Source organism: Paraburkholderia fungorum (genome assembly GCF_902833645.1).
Lineage (GTDB): Bacteria > Pseudomonadota > Gammaproteobacteria > Burkholderiales > Burkholderiaceae > Paraburkholderia > Paraburkholderia fungorum.
Genome location: NZ_CADFGE010000014.1, coordinates 97,884 through 117,680, shown reverse-complemented (window position 1 = coordinate 117,680; position 19,797 = coordinate 97,884). Strand labels below are relative to the sequence as shown.

The window sequence follows — 19,797 nt, the reverse complement described above, 5'->3', positions numbered from 1 at the left end:
GCTGCCTTGCCGGGAGTTCTTCGAAACGCTCATGAGCGAAACACACGTCTCTTCACCTTCGTCCGCTGCTTCATCCACCGCCTCGCCTGCGGCGTCCGGCGGCTCCTCCGGCAGCGCCTTTCGCGTTGCCGCGCTGCAAATGGTGAGCACGCCGGATCGCGAGCGCAATCTGGCCGAAGCGGAACGCCTGATCGCCGAAGCCGCCGCCGACGGCGCGCAACTCGTCCTGCTGCCCGAGTACTTCTGCTTCATGGGTTTCAAGGACACAGACAAGCTCGGCGTACGCGAGCCCTATCAGGACGGCCCGATCCAGCGTTTTCTCGCCGATGCCGCGCGCCGGCACAAGGTGTGGGTGATCGGCGGCACGCTGCCGTTAATGTCGCAGGAACCCGCACGCGTGCTGAACACCACGCTGGTGTTCGACCCGCAAGGCAACGAGGTCGCGCGCTACGACAAGATCCATTTGTTCAACTTCGAAAAGGGCGAAGAATCGTTCGACGAGGCGCGCACCATCTGCCCCGGCGGCGAAGTCCGCACCTTCGAAGCGCCGTTCGGCCGGGTCGGCCTGTCGGTCTGCTACGATTTGCGCTTTCCTGAGCTGTACCGGCGCATGGGCGACTGCGCGCTGATCGTGGTGCCGTCGGCGTTCACTTACACCACCGGCCGCGCGCACTGGGAAATGCTGCTGCGCGCGCGGGCGGTCGAGAACCAGTGCTACGTGCTGGCCGCCGCGCAAGGCGGCAAACATGAGAACGGCCGCCGGACATGGGGCCACAGCATGCTGGTCGACCCGTGGGGCGAACTCGTCGCGGTGCGCGACGAAGGCGCCGGCGTGGTGGCCGGCAATCTCGAGCGTGCGCGCATCGACGAAGTGCGGCAGAGCCTGCCCGCCTGGCGTCACCGCGTGCTGAGCTGCTGACGTATTACCTGACATTGAAAGTGCGGCGCCTGTCACCCATATCCCGGTGATAGCAGCGCTAACCGAATCCTTCGTATCGAGCAGAACATACTTCGCATGAACATCATCGAACCCGGTATCCGTAATCTCGCCACCGCCAAGGATATTCTCCTGACGCCCTACGGTCTCGACGAGTCCCTGCTCACCCGCACGCTCGCCGAAATCTTCACGCACAAGATCGACTACGCCGACCTGTACTTCCAGTACACGCGCAGCGAAGCGTGGAGTCTCGAAGAAGGCATCGTGAAGTCGGGCAGCTTCAGCATCGACCAGGGTGTCGGCGTGCGCGCCGTGTCGGGCGATCGCACGGCTTTCGCGTATTCGGACGATCTGTCGCCCGAGGCGATCCGTCAGGCGGCGCTCGCCACCCGTTCGATTGCCAAGGCGGGCGGCGGCAAACAGAAGATCAAGGCGGCCTCGTCGCTGACCGGCATTGCCGGGCGCGATCTGTACCTGCCGTCCGATCCGCTGCATTCGCTCGACGCGACCGCCAAGGTCAAGCTGCTGGAGCGCATCGAAAAGATGGCGCGCGGCCGCGATCCGCGCATCCAGCAAGTGATGGCAGGCCTCGCCGGCGAATACGACGTGGTGCTGGTCGCACGTAGCGACGGCGGCTTCGCGGCCGACATCCGTCCGCTCGTGCGTGTGTCGGTCACGGTGATCGCCGAGCAGAACGGCCGCCGCGAAATCGGCAGCGGCGGCGGCGGCGGCCGCTTCGACTACGGCTACTTCACCGACGAAGTGTTGTCGCGCTATGTCGACGACGCCGTGCATGCAGCGCTCGTCAATCTCGATGCCCGTCCGGCTCCGGCCGGCGCCATGACCGTCGTGCTCGGCCCGGGCTGGCCCGGCGTGCTGCTGCACGAAGCAATCGGCCACGGCCTCGAAGGCGACTTCAACCGCAAGGGATCGTCGGCATTCGCGGGTCGGATCGGCGAGCAGGTTGCGGCGAAGGGCGTGACGGTGGTCGACGACGGCACGCTGCCGAACCGCCGCGGCTCGTTGAACATCGACGACGAAGGCAACCCGACCCAGTGCACGACGCTGATCGAAGACGGCATCCTGAAGGGTTACATCCAGGACACGCTGAACGCGCGACTGATGAAGATGCCGGTCACCGGCAACGCGCGTCGCGAATCGTACGCCGCGCTGCCGATGCCGCGCATGACGAACACGTACATGCTCAATGGCGACAAGGACCCGCAGGAAATCATCGCGTCCGTGAAGAACGGTTTGTACGCGGTGAACTTCGGCGGCGGCCAGGTCGACATTACGAACGGCAAGTTCGTGTTCTCGGCCTCCGAGGCGTACATGATCGAAAACGGCAAGGTCACCTACCCGGTCAAGGGCGCGACACTGATCGGCAGTGGGCCGGAATCGCTCAAATTCGTCAGCATGATCGGCAATGACATGAAGCTCGATTCGGGCGTCGGCGTGTGCGGCAAGGAAGGCCAGAGCGTGCCGGTCGGCGTCGGTCAGCCGACGCTGCGTATCGACCGGATGACGGTTGGCGGCACGGCCTGATTTTAATGTGGACGCATACTTCGTGCATGATATTCACGAAGTATGCGGATTTTCCGCATTTTTACACCTTGTAGCTTGCCAGCCCAGCTTACCCGGGTTATAAAGTCACTCACCCTTTTTGACCAGCGACCTATTTCGCCATGTCCGCCAAGTTTTACTTTTACTTTTTTTGGCATCTCAGACCGCTGGCGGATCGAGAGGGGTGTTAGTGCACGCAAGACACTCAGAATTCACGAAAACCGCCAGCTAGCCTGGCGGTTTTTTTTTCGCCCCACGTCTTTGAAACTTTTGCCGTTGAAATCTTTTTGATTGTGGTTCGCCCTGGCAGCGCTGCCTGATCGCCGTCTGATCGCAGCCTTCGTTGCCCGCGCGAACACGCTACGACCCGATTCAGGAGAACAAACATGCCCCCGCACAACACCGACGATGTCCGCATCCGCGAATTGAAAGAACTCACACCGCCCGCTCACCTGATCCGCGAATTCGCCTGCGACGAAACGGTGTCCGACGTGATCTACAACTCGCGCAACGCGATGCATCGCATTCTGCACGGCATGGAAGACCGGCTGATCGTCATCATCGGGCCGTGCTCGATTCACGATACGAAGGCGGCAATGGAATACGCCGGGCGTCTCGTCGAACAGCGCAAGCGCTTCGCCGGCGAACTCGAAATCGTGATGCGGGTGTATTTCGAAAAGCCGCGTACGACGGTGGGCTGGAAGGGTCTCATCAACGACCCGTACATGGACAACAGCTTCAAGATCAACGACGGCCTGCGCACCGCGCGCGAACTGTTGCTGCGCATCAACGAACTCGGGCTGCCGGCCGGCACCGAATACCTGGACATGATCAGCCCGCAGTACATCGCCGATCTGATCTCATGGGGTGCAATCGGCGCGCGTACGACCGAATCGCAAGTGCACCGCGAACTGGCTTCGGGCCTGTCGTGCCCGGTCGGTTTCAAGAACGGCACGGACGGCAACGTCAAGATTGCCGTCGACGCGATCAAGGCCGCGTCGCAGCCGCACCATTTCCTTTCCGTCACCAAGGGCGGCCACTCGGCAATCGTCTCGACGGCCGGCAATGAAGACTGCCACATCATCCTGCGCGGCGGCAAAACGCCGAACTACGATGCGGACAGCGTCAACGCGGCATGCGCCGACATCGGCAAAGCGGGTCTCGCGGCGCGTCTGATGATCGATGCGAGCCACGCGAATAGCTCGAAGAAGCACGAGAACCAGATTCCGGTGTGCGCGGACATTGGTCGCCAGATTGCTTCGGGTGACGAACGGATTGTCGGCGTGATGGTGGAATCGCATCTGATCGCCGGGCGCCAGGATTTGCAGGAAGGCTGCACGCTCACGTACGGTCAGAGTATCACCGATGCCTGTATCGGCTGGGACGAAAGCGTTGCCGTGCTGGAAGGTCTCGCCGAAGCGGTCAAGCAACGGCGCGTGACGCGCGGTAGCGGTAATTAAATGCCGCTTCAAGCCCGTTGCGCGCGTTGCGCATCGGTGCGATTACTGTAGTGTTTGCATCGAAAACCCGGCTCGACGAGCCGGGTTTTTTTATTGGCCGAACGGACGAATGGTGCTTCAAGCGCCGCCTATGTACCTTACCAACTCGTTGCCGGGTCGAAGACGACTTGACCGGGCTGAATGATGAGTATAAAATTTTGTACATCAAAGGTGCGTATGGAGCAGGAAAAAGAAATTCGCTGGATGGGCTCCAGCTATCACGATTTACTCACCTTTCCTGAAGAACCACGTCGCCGGGCCGGCTTTCAGTTGGGCAAGATTCAGGCTGGCCTCGACCCCGACGATTGGAAGCCGTTTGATTCGATCGGCGCTGGAACACGCGAGATTCGCATCAGAGAGGCTGATGGCATTTATCGCGTGATGTACGTCACGAAGTTTGTGGAAGCGCTGTACGTTCTGCATTGCTTCCAGAAGAAAACTCAGAAACTTCCGCCCCAGGATAGAAAGATTGCCGAGACGCGGTATCGCGCCATCATCAATGATAGGAAACCTTAACAAATGACGATCGACACAAAAATCCGTCACGTAACCAAACCCGGCGCAAACCTGTTTCTCGAACTCGGCTTTTCCGCCGCAGAAGCGAAGCGTTTGCACGCTGCTTCACAGAAACAGATTAACGACACGCGGCTGCTCAAGGAACAGTTGATGACCGAACTGTCCAGCTGGATCGAACAGCATCATCTGAAGCAGGCCGAGGCCGCTGAGATTTTGATGGTGTCGCGACCGCGCGTGTCGGACGTGGTCAACAAGAAGAGCGCCAAGTTCACCATCGACACACTGGTCGAAATGATGAGCCGGATCGGCAAGCCGGTCACACTGGCGATTGGATAAGGCGCATGCCGGGCCCTACGCGGGCTTTCCCACACCGCTCGCCATGCGCCCTCGCTTCACTGCACCGCGCCTGAACCGAACACTTCAGTGTGAATCCGCGTTGCATCTACACCGAGCGCGGTCAACGACTCGCATTGCGCGCGCATGAACGGCACCGGGCCGCAGATGTAGTAATCCGCGTCGGGAATCATCACCTTGCCGGTAATTTTCGTGAGGTCGAGGCGGCCTTCGAAGTCGTAGTCGACACCCACGCGATCCTCCGTTTCAATGGCTTCGTAGAACACCGCGCGCGTAACATTGGGATGCGCGGCAACCGTGTCGTTAAGCCACTGCCGGAATGCATGCACGCGTCCATTGCGGCAGGCATGCACGAAAGTCACGCTGCGCTCGCTGTGATCGGCGAGCAAGGTGGAGAGCATCGAGGTCATCGGCGTTACGCCCACACCGCCGCTCATCAGCACCACGGGCGTCGTCTTCTTGCGCGCCAGCGTGAAATCGCCCATGGGCGCGCTGACATGCACCACCTCGCCCACTTCCACACCGTCGTGCAGAAGGTTCGATACATGGCCGGGAGCCTGATCTTCGCGCCCCGCCTCGCGCTTCACCGAAATACGCAGCCATTTTCCGTTCGGCGCGTCCGACAAGCTGTACTGCCGCGGCTGATCGACGCCGAGTTCATCCACGAAACGCTTCACGCTCAGATATTGGCCAGGCTTGAAGCCGCAGGCCGGCGAGCCATCGGCGGGCGTCAGATAGAACGACGTGATTTCATCGCTCTCCACTTCCTTGCGCACAACCTTGAACGGCCGGAAACCACTCCATGCCGCACCTTCATAGAGCTTCGCTTCCGCGCCGATAAAGATATCCGCGAGTTGCCCATACGCGACTTCCCACGCGCCAAGCGTCTCCTGATCGACCGCATCGCCGAGCACATCGACGAACGCACCCAGCAGGTGCCGCCCCACGATCGGATACTGCTCCGGCCGGATATTCAGACTCGCGTGCTTATGAGCGATTCGCGAGACAGTCGGGCCCAGCGCGCCGAGATTATCGATATTAGCCGCGTATGCGTACACCGCTTTCGCGAGCGTTTCCGGCTGATTGCCGCTCTTCTGGTGCGTCTGGTTGAACACATTCTTCAACTCAGGATGATGCGCGAACATGCGCTTGTAGAAGTGTTTGGTGATCGTTGTGCCGTGTTCGGCGAGCACAGGTACGGTGGCTTTGACGCGGGCGATCTGGTCGGCGGTAAGAACGGTCATGACTACTTCTCCTTAAAGATGCATTTACGATACATTTTTAAGAAGCAAGTTTGACCCGGACAGATTGTCACAGTACTCATACGGCTTAAAGGGACCGAAGCGCGATGCTAGCCGGCCCTACCGATCGTGCTGCCATAACACGTCGCTACCGCCATCCGCGCGATTGAGTACACGCGCGAGCACGAACAGCAGGTCGGACAGACGGTTCACATACTGGCGCGGTGCCTCATTGATCGCCTCGCTTTCACCCAGGGCCACGATCGACCGCTCGGCGCGCCGGCACACCGTACGGCACACGTGCGCAAGCGCGGCCGCGCGCGAGCCGCCGGGCAAAATGAATTCCTTTAGCGGCGGCAGGGTCGCGTTGTAGTCGGCCAGCCAGCCGTCGAGTTGGCCGAGCTGCTTGTCGGTGATCATCGTATGACCAGGAATGCAAAGCTCGCCGCCAAGATCGAACAGGTCGTGCTGAATTGCGACCAGCGCCGCTCGCACGTTGTCAGGCAGCGTTTCGCACAGCAACACGCCAAGATTCGAATTGAGCTCGTCAACGTCGCCGATGGCGGCAATGCGCGCACTGTCTTTGCGTACGCGGCGGCCGTCGCCGAGACCGGTGGTGCCGTCGTCGCCCGTACGGGTGGCGATTTTGCTCAAGCGGTTGCCCATGATGTCTCCCATGCATTCACATTCAGTAACGATGCGTTGGCGCGGTGCGGCCGAATCCATCCGGCGCATCCGGCAAACAGGCCACCGCGTTAGCCACCGCGTTTATCCATATTGCGCGCATCGCGAGGTCGCCGCCATTATAGGAGCGGCAGCCGCGCCCGACGCCGGTCCCCGGGCGATCGGCGTAAAATGAAGCACAAGCTGTAGAACAGCTCTGCCCTACTATCAGGAGACATGCGTGAATCATCCCGTGCCGCCGGCCCCATTGCGCCGGCCGTTTCCCGCCGAATTGCTGGGCGCCCTCAAAGCCGCGTTCGGCGAGCGCGTCTCTACCGCTGAAGCCGTGCGCGCCCACCATGGCCGCGACGAATCCCCGTTCGATCCGCAACTGCCCGACGCCGTCGTGTTCGCGCGCAACACAGAAGACGTGCAAACCATCGTCAAGCTGTGCGGCCAGTACGACGTACCGATCATCCCTTACGGCAACGGATCGTCGCTCGAAGGGCACCTGCTGGCGGTCCAGGGCGGCGTATCCATCGACCTGTCGGAAATGAACCGGGTGTTGTCGATCAATGCCGAAGATCTGACCGTCACGGTCGAACCCGGCATCTCGCGCAAGCAGTTGAACGAAGCGCTACGCGATACCGGCCTGTTTTTCCCGATCGACCCGGGTGCCGACGCGAGCATCGGTGGCATGTCGGCTACGCGCGCGTCGGGCACCAACGCCGTACGCTACGGCACGATGCGTGAGAACGTACTCGGGCTGACGGTGGTGCTCGCCGACGGCCGCGTGATCAAAACCGGCACGCGCGCGCGCAAGTCGTCGGCGGGTTACGATCTCACGCGTCTGTTCGTCGGCTCGGAAGGCACGCTCGGCGTGATTACCGAAATCACCGTTCGACTGTATCCGCAGCCGGAGGCGGTCTCGGCCGCGGTCTGCACCTTCCCGTCGATGGGCAACGCCGTGCGCGCGGTGATCGAAACGATCCAGATCGGCGTGCCGATCGCGCGGGTCGAATTCGTCGACTCACTGGCGATCCGCTCGATCAATCGCCATGCGAACCTGACGCTGCGTGAAGCACCTACGCTCTTCTTCGAATTCCATGGCACCGAAGCCGGTGTGAAAGAGCAAGCCGAACTAGTGCAGGAAATCGCCGCGCAGAATGCCGGCGAAGGCTTCGAATGGGCAACCCGGCCGGAAGATCGCAGCCGCCTGTGGAACGCGCGCCACAACGCGTACTTCGCCATGCTGCAACTAAAGCCCGGCTGCCGTGCCGTCACAACCGACGTCTGCGTGCCGATCTCGCGCCTTGCGGAATGCGTGGTGGAAACCGAGCAGGATCTGAACGCGTCGCCGCTGCCTTGTCCGATCGTCGGCCATGTCGGCGACGGCAACTTCCACGTTGCGATCCTGATCGATCCGGACAAGCCGGAAGAACTCGCCGAAGCCGAGCGCCTGAACCATCGCATCGTGCAGCGCGCGCTGCGCATGGACGGCACCTGCACCGGCGAACATGGTGTCGGTCTGCACAAGATGAATTTCCTGCTGGAAGAACATGGTGAAGTCGCCGTCGACACGATGCGCTCCATCAAGCACGCGCTCGATCCGCGCAATCTGATGAACCCGGGCAAGATTTTTTCCTGGGCGGCTTGAGGCGCCGGTCGCACCTCGCCCGGTTGCGACAGCGGCACCGGCAGTGGCAACGCCTGCTGCCGCACAACGCGACTCGACCGGGCACGCAGAGTGAACGACATCAGGAGACAAGTCATATGAACGCACCCGTCGAACTGACGGCCGAAGTTCTCGCCCAACGCCAGCGCGAAGTCGTGCAGGCGCTGATGGCCGTGCTGCCGACCCACTGCCTGCTGTATCGCGAAGAAGATACCGTCGCTTACGAGTGCGACGGCCTCGCCGCCTACCGGCGTCTGCCGCTCGCGGTTGCGTTGCCGGAGACGGAATCGCAGGTTCAGCGCATCGTGCAGATCTGTCACCGGCTCGACGTGCCGATCGTGCCGCGCGGCGCGGGCACCGGTTTGTCCGGCGGGGCGATGCCGATTCGTCACGGGGTGGTGGTGTCGCTCGCACGCTTTCGCAAGATCGTCGAAGTCGACTCCTACGCCCGAACCGCCACGGTGCAACCGGGCGTGCGCAATCTGTCGATTTCCGAAGCCGCCGCGCCGTACGGCCTGTACTACGCACCTGACCCGTCTTCGCAGATCGCCTGCACGATCGGCGGCAACGTCTCGGAGAATTCAGGCGGCGTGCACTGCCTCAAATACGGTCTCACCGTGCACAACGTGCTGCGTGTGCGTGCCGTGACGATGGAAGGCGAAATCGTCGAGTTCGGTTCGCTCGCGCCGGATGCGCCGGGGCTCGATCTACTCGCGGTGCTGATCGGCAGTGAAGGCATGTTCGCGATCGTCACCGAAGTCACCGTCAAGCTGATCCCGAAACCGCAAACGGCGCAGGTCATCATGGCCAGTTTCGACGACGTCGTTAAAGGCGGCGATGCGGTCGCCGGCATCATTGCGGCGGGCATTATTCCGGCCGGTCTGGAGATGATGGACAAACCGGCTACGCGCGCGGTCGAAGAATTCGTCAATGCAGGCTACGACCTCGACGCGGCGGCGATCCTGCTATGCGAGTCGGATGGCACGCCGGAAGAAGTGGCCGACGAAATCGTGCGCATGACCGCGGTGCTGCGCGAACAGGGCGCTACCCGTATCCAGATTTCACGCTCGGAAAATGAGCGGCTGCGCTTCTGGTCCGGGCGCAAGAACGCATTTCCGGCGGCCGGCCGCATTTCTCCCGACTACTACTGCATGGACGGCACCGTGCCGCGCCGCAGTATCGGGCCGCTGCTGGCGCGCATCGAAGCGATGGAGAAGAAGTACGGCCTGCGCTGCATCAACGTCTTCCATGCGGGCGACGGCAACATGCATCCGCTGATCCTGTTCAACGGCAACGATCAGGACGAATGGCACCGCGCGGAGGCATTCGGTTCCGACATCCTCGAAACCTGTGTCGAACTGGGTGGCACCGTGACGGGCGAACACGGCGTGGGCATCGAGAAGATCAATTCGATGTGCGTGCAGTTCTCACCCGAAGAGCGCGACACGTTCCACGCGGTCAAACGCGCTTTTGACGCACCCGGCCTGCTCAATCCCGACAAGGGTATTCCCACCCGTGCCCGGTGCGCCGAGTACGGCAAGATGCACGTACGCGGCGGCTTGCTGCCGCATCCGGACTTGCCGCGGTTTTAAACCGGCTGTAAGACCGCTTAGGACGGCCTCGACGGCTTCGACGGCCTCGACGCTGCCGGCTCAAGTCGGGCCCGCAGCGTCTATCGCGTGCCCGCCGCGCGGTCCCGCTTGCCCAGATACCGGGACTTCCACCTCTGCCAGCCTCCGCGCGACTCCCCGCGCCGACGCATTCCGCCTGTGCCGCGCCAGCATGCCTTCCAGCGCCCACCCTGATTACCCGATACGGGTCCGCTCCGGGTTGCCAGCGAGCCGCCGCCCGGTACAATCGATCGAAACACAACGAAGCAGGGCACCATGGAAGAGGATGACATCGTCGCCATCTGGTCTGAGCGCGTGCGTTCAGCCAGCGCCGAAGGGCGCACATTGCGCATCCGTGGCGGCGGCACCAAAGACTGGTACGGCCAGACGCTGGAAGGTGAGATCCTCGATACGCGCGCTTACCGCGGCATCATCGCTTACGACCCGGCTGAGCTGGTTATCACGGCGCGCGCGGGCACGCCCCTGCTGGAGATCGAGGCCGCACTCGCCGAACGCGATCAGATGCTCGCCTTCGAACCGCCGCATTTCGGCTCGCAAGCCACCTTCGGCGGCTGCATCGCGGCGGGCATTGCCGGTCCACGCCGCCCTTCGGCAGGCGCCGCGCGCGACTTCGTGCTCGGCGCGGTGGTCATGAACGGTCAGGGCCAGGCGCTGCATTTCGGCGGCCAGGTGGTGAAGAACGTCGCCGGTTACGACGTCTCCCGTTTGATGGCGGGTTCACTCGGCACACTTGGGCTGATCCTCGAGTTGTCGGTCAAGGTACTGCCGGTGCCGCAAGCCGAAACCACGCTCAAATTCGATATGAACGGCACAGACGCGGTCCGCAAGCTGAACGAATGGGGCGGCCGGCCGCTGCCGATTACCGCGAGCGCATGGCGTCACGGCACGCTGGCCGTGCGGATGGCCGGCGCGGAAGCTGCGGTCAAGGCCGCGCGCACGGCGCTTGGCGGCGAAGTCGTAGACGCGGTCGAAGCGGAGCGTTTCTGGGCCGGCCTGCGTGAACAGACCGACTCGTTCTTCGCGGCTATCCCGCCGAAAGCCGCGCTGTGGCGCCTCGCCCTGCCGTCGATCACCGAGCCGCTGCAACTGCCCGGCGCGCAACTGATGGAATGGGGCGGCAGCCAGCGCTGGTGGATCACCGATACCGACGCACAAACCGTGCGTATCAGCGCCAAACAGGCCGGCGGCCACGCCACCATCTTCCGTACCGGCCACGGCTACGACCGCGGCGCCGGGGTGTTCACGCCGCTGCCCGCGCCGCTGATGAAAATCCATCGCGGCCTGAAATCCGCCTTCGACCCAGCCCGCATTTTCAATCGCGGCCGTCTCTACCCCGACTTCTGAGCCACGCGATGCAAACCAACCTCGCGGACTTCATTCGCAACACGCCCGATGGCGACGAGGCCGATGCCATTCTGCGCAATTGCGTGCATTGCGGTTTCTGCACGGCGACCTGCCCGACTTATCAGATACTCGGCGACGAACTCGATGGCCCGCGCGGGCGCATCTATCTGATCAAGCAGATGGTGGAAGGCGCGGCGGTCACGCGCAGCACCCAGGTCCATCTGGACCGCTGCCTCACCTGCCGCAACTGCGAAACGACCTGCCCGTCCGGCGTGCAATACGGCAGGCTGGTCGAGATCGGCCGCAAGATCACCGAGGAAAAAGTCACACGTCCGCTCGGTCAGCGGATGGTGCGCAGGCTGCTCGCGAGCTTCGTGCCGAACAGCGCGCTGTTCACGCCGACCATGCGCCTCGGTCAGCATGTGCGCGCGCTCCTGCCCAAAAAACTGCGCGACAAGGTGCCCGCCCGGCAGCGTCCGCTCGAATGGCCGACCGCGCAACATCCACGCAAGATGCTGATGCTCGCCGGCTGCGTGCAACCGTCGATGATGCCGAACGTCAACATCGCCACCGCGCGCGTGCTCGACGCCCTGGGCGTGGAAACGCTGATCGCGCCGGAGGCAGGCTGTTGTGGCGCGATCCGGCTGCACCTGGGCTACACCGACGAAGCGCTCGACGACTTGCGCGCCAACATCGACGCATGGTGGCCCTATATCGAGCAAGGTGTCGAGGCGATCGTCATGAACGCGTCCGGCTGCGGCGCGACGGTCAAGGAATACGCGCATCTGCTGCGCAACGATCCCGTGTATGCGGAAAAAGCGCGCCGCGTGACCGAATTGACGCGCGACATCGCGGAGATCCTGCCGGAGTTCGAAGAAGCGCTCGCCGCCGTGACACGTCGCCGCGCGATCCATACGGTGGCGTTCCATCCGCCGTGCACGTTGCAGCATGGTCAGCAGGTGCGCGGCAAAATCGAACATCTGCTGGCGGCGCTCGGCGTGGAAGTGCGCCTGCCCGCCGACAGTCATCTCTGCTGCGGCTCGGCCGGCACTTATTCGCTGACGCAGCCCAGGCTCTCGTACGCTCTGCGCGATCAGAAGCTCGAGCAGCTGCAGGCGCAGGAGCCGCAGGTGATCGTCTCGGCGAACGTCGGCTGCATCGCGCATCTGCAAAGCGGTACGTCCACGCCGGTCGCGCACTGGATCGAACTGGTGGAGCATATGCTGTCCGCCTGAAGCGATCGACTCCGATCGCGAAGCGCGGCGTCCGTATAATTCGACCATTGTCTTTCGCTGGACTTCCGGTTCCATCCCATGCCAGATCTGATCCACAACCTCGAAGCGGTGCGGCAGCGCATCGCCCTCGCGGCGCAAGTCGCCGGACGCGATCCGCATTCGATCACCCTGCTCGCGGTCTCGAAGACGTTTCCCGCCGAAGACGTGCGCGCCGCCTACGCAGCCGGTCAGCGCGCGTTCGGTGAAAACTATGTGCAGGAATCGCTCTCCAAGATCGAAACGCTGGCCGATCTGCGCAGCGCGCTCGAATGGCATTTCATCGGACCATTGCAATCGAACAAGACACGGCCGGTTGCCGAGAATTTTGACTGGGTACATTCGGTCGACCGTCTGAAGATCGCGCAGCGGCTGTCGGAGCAGCGTCCGGACAACCTGCCGCCGTTGAACGTCTGCCTGCAGGTCAACATCAGCGGCGAAGCGTCCAAAAGCGGCGTGAGCATTCCCGAGGCGGTGGAAGTCGCCCAGACCATCGCCGCGCTGCCGAAGCTGAGGCTACGCGGCCTGATGGCGATTCCCGAACCGGCCGGTGGCATCGAAGAACAGCGCGTGCCGCATCGGCAGCTACGCGAGTTGTTCGAACGCCTGCAAAATGACGGCCTTGAACTCGATACGCTGTCCATGGGCATGTCGAGCGACCTCGAAGCCGCCGTGCTGGAAGGCGCGACGATCGTGCGTGTCGGCACCGCGATTTTCGGCGCACGAGATTACTCCAACTGACCGTTTCGGCCCTTGGCGGCCTCACACGGAACTTCTCCCGGAACATCATGAAAATTGCTTTTATCGGTGGTGGCAACATGGCGGCGGCGTTGATCGGCGGCCTCATCAAGCGCGGCGTCGCGCCCGCTGACCTGTACGCGATCGATCCCAACGAAGAGGCGCGCAAGCGCAACGAGCAGCAGTTCGGCATCAAGACCGGCGCCGCCGCGGACGCCGCGCTCGCCCCGTACGACGCCGTCGTGCTGGCGGTGAAGCCGCAGATTCTGAAGAGCGTCGCCGGGTCGCTGGCGCCGCATCTGCAGGCGTCGCAACTGGTCATCAGCATCGTCGCGGGCATTCGCATGGATGACATGTCGCGCTGGCTGAACGGCCATGCCCGCATCGTGCGCGTGATGCCGAATACGCCGGCGCTGATCGGCATGGGCGTAACGGGCCTCGTCGCAACCGGCAGCGTCGACGAGACCGGTCGCGCGCTCGCGTCGCAGGTGTTGGGCGCGGTCGGCGAAACCGTCTGGTTCGACGACGAAGCGAAGATCGACGCCGTCACCGCGATCTCGGGCAGCGGTCCCGCTTACGTGTTTTATTTCATCGAAGCGTTGCAGGAAGCCGCGCGCCAACTCGGCATGGATGAAGCGCAAGGCCGCGCGCTGGCGGTTGCGACTTTCACCGGTGCGGCACAATTGGCCGCGAACTCGGACGAACCCCCGAGTCTGTTGCGCGAACGTGTGACGTCGAAGGGCGGCACCACCGCGGCCGCGCTGGCGTCGTTCGATGCCAGCGGAATCAAGGACGCAATCGTCCGCGGCGCACTCGCCGCCGATGCACGCGCCAGGGAAATGGGCGACGAGTTCGGCAAGCAGTAAGCGCGGTTCGAGATTTGCGGGTTGGCTGGCGCGAAAGAATTAAAACGAAGCAGCCGCGTAATGCGCGGCAATGCCGACAAACAACGCGCCGCCCAACCAGTTGTTATGACGGAACGCCGCGAAGCACGCCATCCGCTCGCGATTGCGGATCAACTTGTAGTGATAGATCGCGCAGCCCACCGCCGCTACCCAGCCCAGCCAATACAACATGCCGAAGCCGAGCACTACGCCGATGCCGACGTAAATGCCCAGCGTGGCCGCGTAGCACAGCATGATCGCCGCCACGTCGAAGCGGCCGAAGGTCAGCGCCGAGGTGCGGATGCCGATCTTGATGTCGTCGTCGCGATCGACCATCGCGTATTCCGTGTCGTACGCAACCGACCAGAATATATTGGCCAGCAGCATGATCCACGCGAGCATCGGCACATGATCCTGAATCGCGGCAAACGCCATCGGAATCCCGAAACCGAACGCAATGCCCAGGTACGCCTGCGGAATCGCGAAGAAGCGCTTTGTGAACGGATATGAACCGGCGACGAACAATGCCGCCACCGATAGCTCCTTGGTCAGCGTATTGAGCGGCAGGATCAGCAAAAACGCCAGCAGCGACAAACCGGCCGCCAGCGCCACCGCCTCCCATGCCTTGATCTTGCCCGACGTGATCGGACGGTTTTCCGTGCGCTTCACATAGCGGTCGAAGTCGCGATCCGCGTAGTCGTTGATCGCACAGCCCGCCGAGCGCATCAGCACCGTACCCACCGTGAAGATCACCAGCAGCGGCCACGAAGGATGGCCGTCGGACGCAATCCACAGCGCATTGAGCGTCGGCCACAGCAGCAGCAGGCTGCCGATCGGCTTGTCCATGCGCACGAGGCGCAGATACAGGGGAAGTCGGGCGAACATGGGTGGATTCGTGAAGTGCGGACGGTGCCGTTATTTTACGGGATGCGGGCGGCGGACGAACCGGCTAGCAGGCAGCCCGAGCCGCGCTTAGAGGGAGTGCCGGTGTTCTCAAGCACTTTTTCCGTTCATTCAGTTGTTTTTGTTGCCGGACTGTCGACCGGCAGAACCAGGCGCAAGACCTGTCCCGAAAGTTACGGAAGCGACGCCAGATTAGGAGTAGTCCTATTTAGATAGTTTACACGGAGATTACATTCTCGTCCCGACTGCGCAACTTTGTGCACGTATTGAAAGCCTTTGCACGAATCACGAAGCGCACGTTACGACGAACATGAAATTTAACTCCATCTCAGAAAAAGCCGCGCATTGCGCGACGGAAAAATATCGCGCGCTTTTAGAAAGTGAAAATTTCACGACACCCGGCGCACCGCTACCCGCGCTGGTCTATGCCGGAGCGTTGCTCGCCACCGTCGCCACGCCCGCACTCGCGCTCGAACCGGTCATCGCGAACCCGATCGACCGAACGCTGCATGAGCAGCAGCAACAACGTCTGCTGGACAACGCACGCACTCAGCGCGAAGAGCTCAGCAAGCAACAACCAGCTGCAGCTTCGGCGCCGCGTCACAGGCAATCGGCGGCGACGAGACTGAATGTCGATGCGGCGCGTTGCGTCGACGTCGCGGACGTCACGTTCCATGGTGCGGACACTCTGCCGAGGTCCGTCAAACTGCGGATTCACGCGAACTATTCGGGCCGGTGCCTGCAACAGGCCGATCTCGACCGCCTGCTCGACGAGGTGAACGACTGGTATGTCGAGCACGGCTACATCACCAGTCACGCCGAATTGCCTCGCCAGAACCTGGACGGCGCGGTGCTGGTCGTGGAGGCGGTGGAAGGCAAACTCGGCCGCATCTATTTCGCTGGCAACGACTACACCGTCGATCAGGCCGCGCGGCTTTCGTTTCCTGGTTCGCCCGGCGACGTGCTCAATCTGCGCAACATCGAGCAGGGCGTCGAACAGATCGAACGGGTCGCGCCCACCGGCGTGAAAGTCGCGATCCGCCCCGCGCCGCTCGAAGGCTATTCGGACGTCGTGTTGACCGGCAGCGCCGCACCGAACGTCGGCATTTCGCTTTCCGCGGACAATAACGGCGCCGAAAACACCGGCCGCAATGAAATCGCCGCAGCGCTCACGTTGAACAACACGCTCGGCTTCGGCGAGCAGATCCAGTTTTCCGCCGATACCACCGCGCCGATCCACGCCGACCGCTTTCGCCGCAACTTCGGCGTCAACGCGTCATTGCCGGTCGGCTACTGGACCTTCAGCTACTCGGCCTCGGGTGGCAACTACGCGATCCCGCTCGAATTCTATGGCCTCGCGTTGAATTACCACGGCAGCAGCATCCAGCACCGGCTCACCGCATCGCGCACTGTACAGCGCAACGCGCGCAGCAAAACCGATGTGTTCGCTTCGCTATCCCACTATAGAGGCGACGTCTATCTGGACGAGTTCGCACTGCAGAACAGCAGTGAACGGCAAAGCGCAGCGCAGCTCGGCATCAGCTATGCGACGCGCGTTGGCAGTGACAGCTATTTCACCGCCGCTCCGGTCTTCACCCAAGGTCTCGCTCCAGGCAGCACCAATCTCGCCGACGCGGGCGGCCCCAATGCGCACTTTCGCAAGGCCGCCGTCAGCGCAAGTTTCTACAAGGCGCTCACGCCGCGCGTCGCGTTTCTATCGTCGGCGTACGGGCAATGGTCGCCGGATGCGCTGTACGGCAGCGAGCGCGTCACGGTCGGCAGCGATGCATCGGTACGCGGCTTTCGCGATCGCTATCTGTACGGCAACACCGGCGCCTATTGGCGCAACCAGATCGACTGGCGTGCACCGGCGCCGTCGTGGGCCGGCCGGGTGACGCTCAGCGCAGCCGTCGACGCCGGCCGTGTCGTACCGGTAGCCGGCGAGCCGTTATCCGGCGGGACCGTGCTCGGCGCGGCGCTAGCGGCTTCGACGGCATACAGAAACGTCGCTGGTTCGGTTTCCGTCGGCACGCCGTTGCGCTTTCCGGCGCAACTCAAGGCCGATCCTATTGTGGTCAACGTCAAGCTGACCACTTCTTTCTAAGCAAAAAGGGAATCTCAATGAAGCAATTCCAATGCAACATACTCGCGCTGGCCGCCATGACCGCCGTCGCGCTGGCGGGCACCAGCGCCTATGCCGGCGGCGTGACCGGCAGCGGCGGCACGCAGGTGAGCAACGTGGGCGCCACGCCGGTCGTCAACATTAACGCGGCCAATGCAGCCGGGATTTCGCGCAACACGTTCAGCAACTTCGACGTCGACAAAAACGGCGTCGTGTTCAACAACATGCTGGCCGACGGCCGTAGTCAGCTGGTCGGCGCGTTGAAGGAGAATGGCAACCTGAAAGGCAGGCAGGCGAGCGTGATCGTGGCAGACATCAATTCGGCACAAGCGTCGAAAATCAACGGCCCGATGGAAGTGGCCGGCGTGCCCGCGCACCTGCTGATCGCCAACGCGGCGGGCATTTCGTGCAACGGCTGTAACACCATCAATGCCCCGATGGTCACGCTCGCCGCCGCGCGCTTCGCCCCGCGCGCGGACAGCCCGCTCGCGCTCGAAGTCGACACCTCGCGCGCCACACCCGCCATGCTCGAAATCGACGGCGACGGCATGGACGCCGGTGCGGGTCAGTTGAACCTGTTGTCGCGCGCCACGAAGATCAACGCGATCGTGAAGGGCTGGAAGATCGATTCGATCACCGGCAGCTCGTTTGACGGCGACGCCAACGGCAACTTCCAGGGCAAACTCGTGCGCGACGTGGCCAACGCGCCGCAAGTCGCGCTCGACGTGTCGGCGCTGGGCGGCATGTACGCGAACAAGATCATGCTCGAAGGTTCGGAGCGCGGCCTTGGCGTGAACAACGCGGGCGTGATTCAGGCCGGCAAGGGTGGCCTGGCCGTTGAACTGTTCGGTGGCAAGCTGAAGAACGAGGCAGGCGCGTCGGCCAGCGGCGAGGTCATGTACACGGTTTGGACGAACCCGGCGAACGAGTTGAACAGCTTCATGTCCGACCGCCGCTCGATGCGCGACCTCGTAGCGATGACGGCGTCCATGCGCGGCACCGACAAGATGGATGGCTGGAGCAACGCGCGCAAGCTCCAGGAATTGAACACTGTTTTCACGAACGCGCCAAAACCGGGTGGCGCCGCTGTGGCACCCACCCCGACCGAGCCGTCGCAAGCCGACGAGCAGGCCCGCGCTGAAGCAGAAGCGAGAGCCCGTGCCGAAGAAAAGGCCCGCGCTGAAGAGGCCCGGATCGCCGCCGAGCAGAAGGCCCGCGAAGAAGCAGCGCGTCTCGCAGCGGACGATAAAGCCCGCGCAGAAGCGGCCTTTAACCCGGCCAGCCATGAAGCCGAACTGGCCGCGCAAGCTGCCTGGCTCAAGGCTAACGAGCAGGCGCGTGCCGACCAGCAGGCTCAACGCGACGCGGAATACTTCGCGCAGCAGGAAGCGAATGCGCGCTACCTGGCGGACAAGCTCGCGAACTACGGAGTGCAACAGCCTGCGGCTCCGACGATGAAAATGGGCTACTCGTACTGAGTGTGCAATTGCGCTATCACATGCGGCTTCTGTTCGGATAAGCCGCCAGACTTCGCGTAAAGAAAAAGGCCCCGCGTGTGCGGGGCCTTTCCGTTTCACCGGTGCCCGTTCTGTTCCGGGCGCCGTTCGAGTCTCTTACGCCAGCATCGAGCGCAGCATCCACGCGGTCTTTTCGTGCGTTTGCATGCGTTGCGTGAGCAAATCGGCGGTCGGTTCGTCGTTAGCCGCTTCCGTCGACGGGAAAATCGCGCGCGCGGTGCGCACCACGGCTTCCTGACCTTCCACCAGTTGACGAATCATTTCTTCCGCGGGCGGCACACCGTCCGCTTCCGGAATCGACGAGAGCTTCGCGAACTCCTTGTAGCTGCCCGGCGCATGCACGCCCAGCGCGCGAATCCGTTCCGCGATCGAATCGACCGCCAGCGCCAGCTCGTTGTATTGCGTTTCGAACATCAGGTGCAGCGTGTTGAACATCGGACCCGTCACGTTCCAGTGGAAATTGTGGGTCTTCAGATACAGCGTGTAGGTGTCGGCGAGCAGTCGCGACAAGCCTTCTGCAATCTTCTTGCGATCCTTGTCGCTGATCCCGATATTGACGTGCTGTACAGCTTCTTTCTTGGCCATGATGACTCCTTTGAAGAGTGATACGAACCGATCGGCAATGTGACGGTGCGCGGTTAGCAAACCCGCAAACCCGGCACCGCGAACGCCCGCCAGTTTATCTTAGAAAGCAAATGCGTTCGTGTGACGCGTGGTCGCTTGCCGCACTCGCCGGCTCGTGCCCGATCACATGCAATTACGTGCAATCACGCACCCAGCGTGTGTTGCAGCGCCTGCGCAACGATCACTGTCCAGCCGCTCAAGACGATCGCGAATCCCACCGACTTGCGCAGCATCAAGGCTTGCCGCTGCTGCGCCGCGCGTTCTGAGGGCACACCGCCGATAGTGGACATCATCATCTGGATCATGATCGTGCTC

18 protein-coding genes are annotated in these 19,797 nt (G+C 62.7%); 13 read left to right on the top strand and 5 right to left on the bottom strand.

All coding sequences use genetic code 11. The features are described 5' to 3' along the window. Positions 1–31 precede the first annotated feature (31 nt). The 5 genes from HWX91_RS33155 (at position 32) to HWX91_RS33135 (ending at position 4,851) form a co-directional block, all read left to right on the top strand. Positions 32–919, top strand: coding sequence for a carbon-nitrogen hydrolase family protein (locus HWX91_RS33155; RefSeq protein WP_028198839.1), 888 nt, complete (start codon positions 32–34; stop codon positions 917–919). Between the two features lie 96 nt (positions 920–1,015). After that, positions 1,016–2,482: a metalloprotease TldD gene (tldD, locus tag HWX91_RS33150; RefSeq protein ID WP_028198840.1), complete on the top strand. Its 1,467-nt coding sequence runs from the start codon at positions 1,016–1,018 to the stop codon at positions 2,480–2,482. A 404-nt stretch (positions 2,483–2,886) separates the two neighbouring features. Then, entirely contained in the window at positions 2,887–3,960 is a 1,074-nt protein-coding gene (gene aroG, locus HWX91_RS33145; RefSeq protein WP_028198841.1) for a 3-deoxy-7-phosphoheptulonate synthase AroG, read from the top strand. Positions 3,961–4,176: 216 nt separating this feature from the next. Continuing rightward, positions 4,177–4,515 carry a type II toxin-antitoxin system RelE/ParE family toxin gene (locus HWX91_RS33140; protein ID WP_028198842.1) on the top strand — a complete coding sequence of 113 codons (339 nt, stop codon included), beginning with the start codon at positions 4,177–4,179 and terminating at the stop codon, positions 4,513–4,515. A gap of 3 nt (positions 4,516–4,518) precedes the next feature. Then, positions 4,519–4,851, top strand: coding sequence for a helix-turn-helix domain-containing protein (locus tag HWX91_RS33135; RefSeq protein ID WP_028198843.1), 333 nt, complete (start codon positions 4,519–4,521; stop codon positions 4,849–4,851). A gap of 56 nt (positions 4,852–4,907) precedes the next feature. Here the strand turns inward: HWX91_RS33135 and hmpA are convergent, their stop codons facing one another. Continuing rightward, positions 4,908–6,113, bottom strand: coding sequence for an NO-inducible flavohemoprotein (gene hmpA / locus HWX91_RS33130; protein WP_028198844.1), 1,206 nt, complete (start codon positions 6,111–6,113; stop codon positions 4,908–4,910). A gap of 117 nt (positions 6,114–6,230) precedes the next feature. Continuing rightward, positions 6,231–6,776 carry a cob(I)yrinic acid a,c-diamide adenosyltransferase gene (locus tag HWX91_RS33125; protein WP_028198845.1) on the bottom strand — a complete coding sequence of 182 codons (546 nt, stop codon included), beginning with the start codon at positions 6,774–6,776 and terminating at the stop codon, positions 6,231–6,233. Positions 6,777–7,014: 238 nt separating this feature from the next. Between HWX91_RS33125 and HWX91_RS33120 the strand changes: the two genes are divergently transcribed. From HWX91_RS33120 to proC, 6 genes are all read left to right on the top strand, one after another. Then, positions 7,015–8,430 (top strand): FAD-linked oxidase C-terminal domain-containing protein, encoded by a 1,416-nt coding sequence (locus tag HWX91_RS33120; protein WP_028198846.1) that lies wholly within the window; start codon positions 7,015–7,017, stop codon positions 8,428–8,430. Between the two features lie 116 nt (positions 8,431–8,546). Then, complete coding sequence (locus HWX91_RS33115) at positions 8,547–10,040, top strand: FAD-linked oxidase C-terminal domain-containing protein (RefSeq protein WP_028198847.1); 1,494 nt, start codon at positions 8,547–8,549, stop codon at positions 10,038–10,040. A 294-nt stretch (positions 10,041–10,334) separates the two neighbouring features. Then, positions 10,335–11,423 (top strand): glycolate oxidase subunit GlcE, encoded by a 1,089-nt coding sequence (gene glcE, locus HWX91_RS33110; RefSeq protein ID WP_028198848.1) that lies wholly within the window; start codon positions 10,335–10,337, stop codon positions 11,421–11,423. Positions 11,424–11,431: 8 nt separating this feature from the next. After that, complete coding sequence (glcF, locus tag HWX91_RS33105) at positions 11,432–12,658, top strand: glycolate oxidase subunit GlcF (RefSeq protein ID WP_028198849.1); 1,227 nt, start codon at positions 11,432–11,434, stop codon at positions 12,656–12,658. Positions 12,659–12,736: 78 nt separating this feature from the next. Beyond that, positions 12,737–13,435, top strand: coding sequence for a YggS family pyridoxal phosphate-dependent enzyme (locus HWX91_RS33100; RefSeq protein WP_028198850.1), 699 nt, complete (start codon positions 12,737–12,739; stop codon positions 13,433–13,435). 47 nt (positions 13,436–13,482) lie between these two features. Then, positions 13,483–14,298, top strand: a complete 816-nt coding sequence (gene proC, locus HWX91_RS33095; RefSeq protein WP_028198851.1) for a pyrroline-5-carboxylate reductase — start codon at positions 13,483–13,485, stop codon at positions 14,296–14,298. A gap of 39 nt (positions 14,299–14,337) precedes the next feature. Here proC and ubiA read toward each other — a convergent pair whose 3' ends face one another. Beyond that, positions 14,338–15,201, bottom strand: coding sequence for a 4-hydroxybenzoate octaprenyltransferase (gene ubiA, locus HWX91_RS33090; RefSeq protein WP_028198852.1), 864 nt, complete (start codon positions 15,199–15,201; stop codon positions 14,338–14,340). A 328-nt stretch (positions 15,202–15,529) separates the two neighbouring features. Between ubiA and HWX91_RS33085 the strand changes: the two genes are divergently transcribed. After that, complete coding sequence (locus HWX91_RS33085; RefSeq protein ID WP_028198853.1) at positions 15,530–17,323, top strand: ShlB/FhaC/HecB family hemolysin secretion/activation protein; 1,794 nt, start codon at positions 15,530–15,532, stop codon at positions 17,321–17,323. 17 nt (positions 17,324–17,340) lie between these two features. Beyond that, positions 17,341–18,819, top strand: a complete 1,479-nt coding sequence (locus tag HWX91_RS33080; protein ID WP_052660803.1) for a filamentous hemagglutinin N-terminal domain-containing protein — start codon at positions 17,341–17,343, stop codon at positions 18,817–18,819. Positions 18,820–18,954: 135 nt separating this feature from the next. Here HWX91_RS33080 and HWX91_RS33075 read toward each other — a convergent pair whose 3' ends face one another. Together HWX91_RS33075 and HWX91_RS33070 are read right to left on the bottom strand one after the other, a co-directional pair. After that, positions 18,955–19,443, bottom strand: coding sequence for a Dps family protein (locus HWX91_RS33075; RefSeq protein ID WP_028198854.1), 489 nt, complete (start codon positions 19,441–19,443; stop codon positions 18,955–18,957). Between the two features lie 182 nt (positions 19,444–19,625). Next, entirely contained in the window at positions 19,626–19,787 is a 162-nt protein-coding gene (locus HWX91_RS33070) for a hypothetical protein (RefSeq protein WP_167346780.1), read from the bottom strand. Positions 19,788–19,797: the final 10 nt, after the last annotated feature.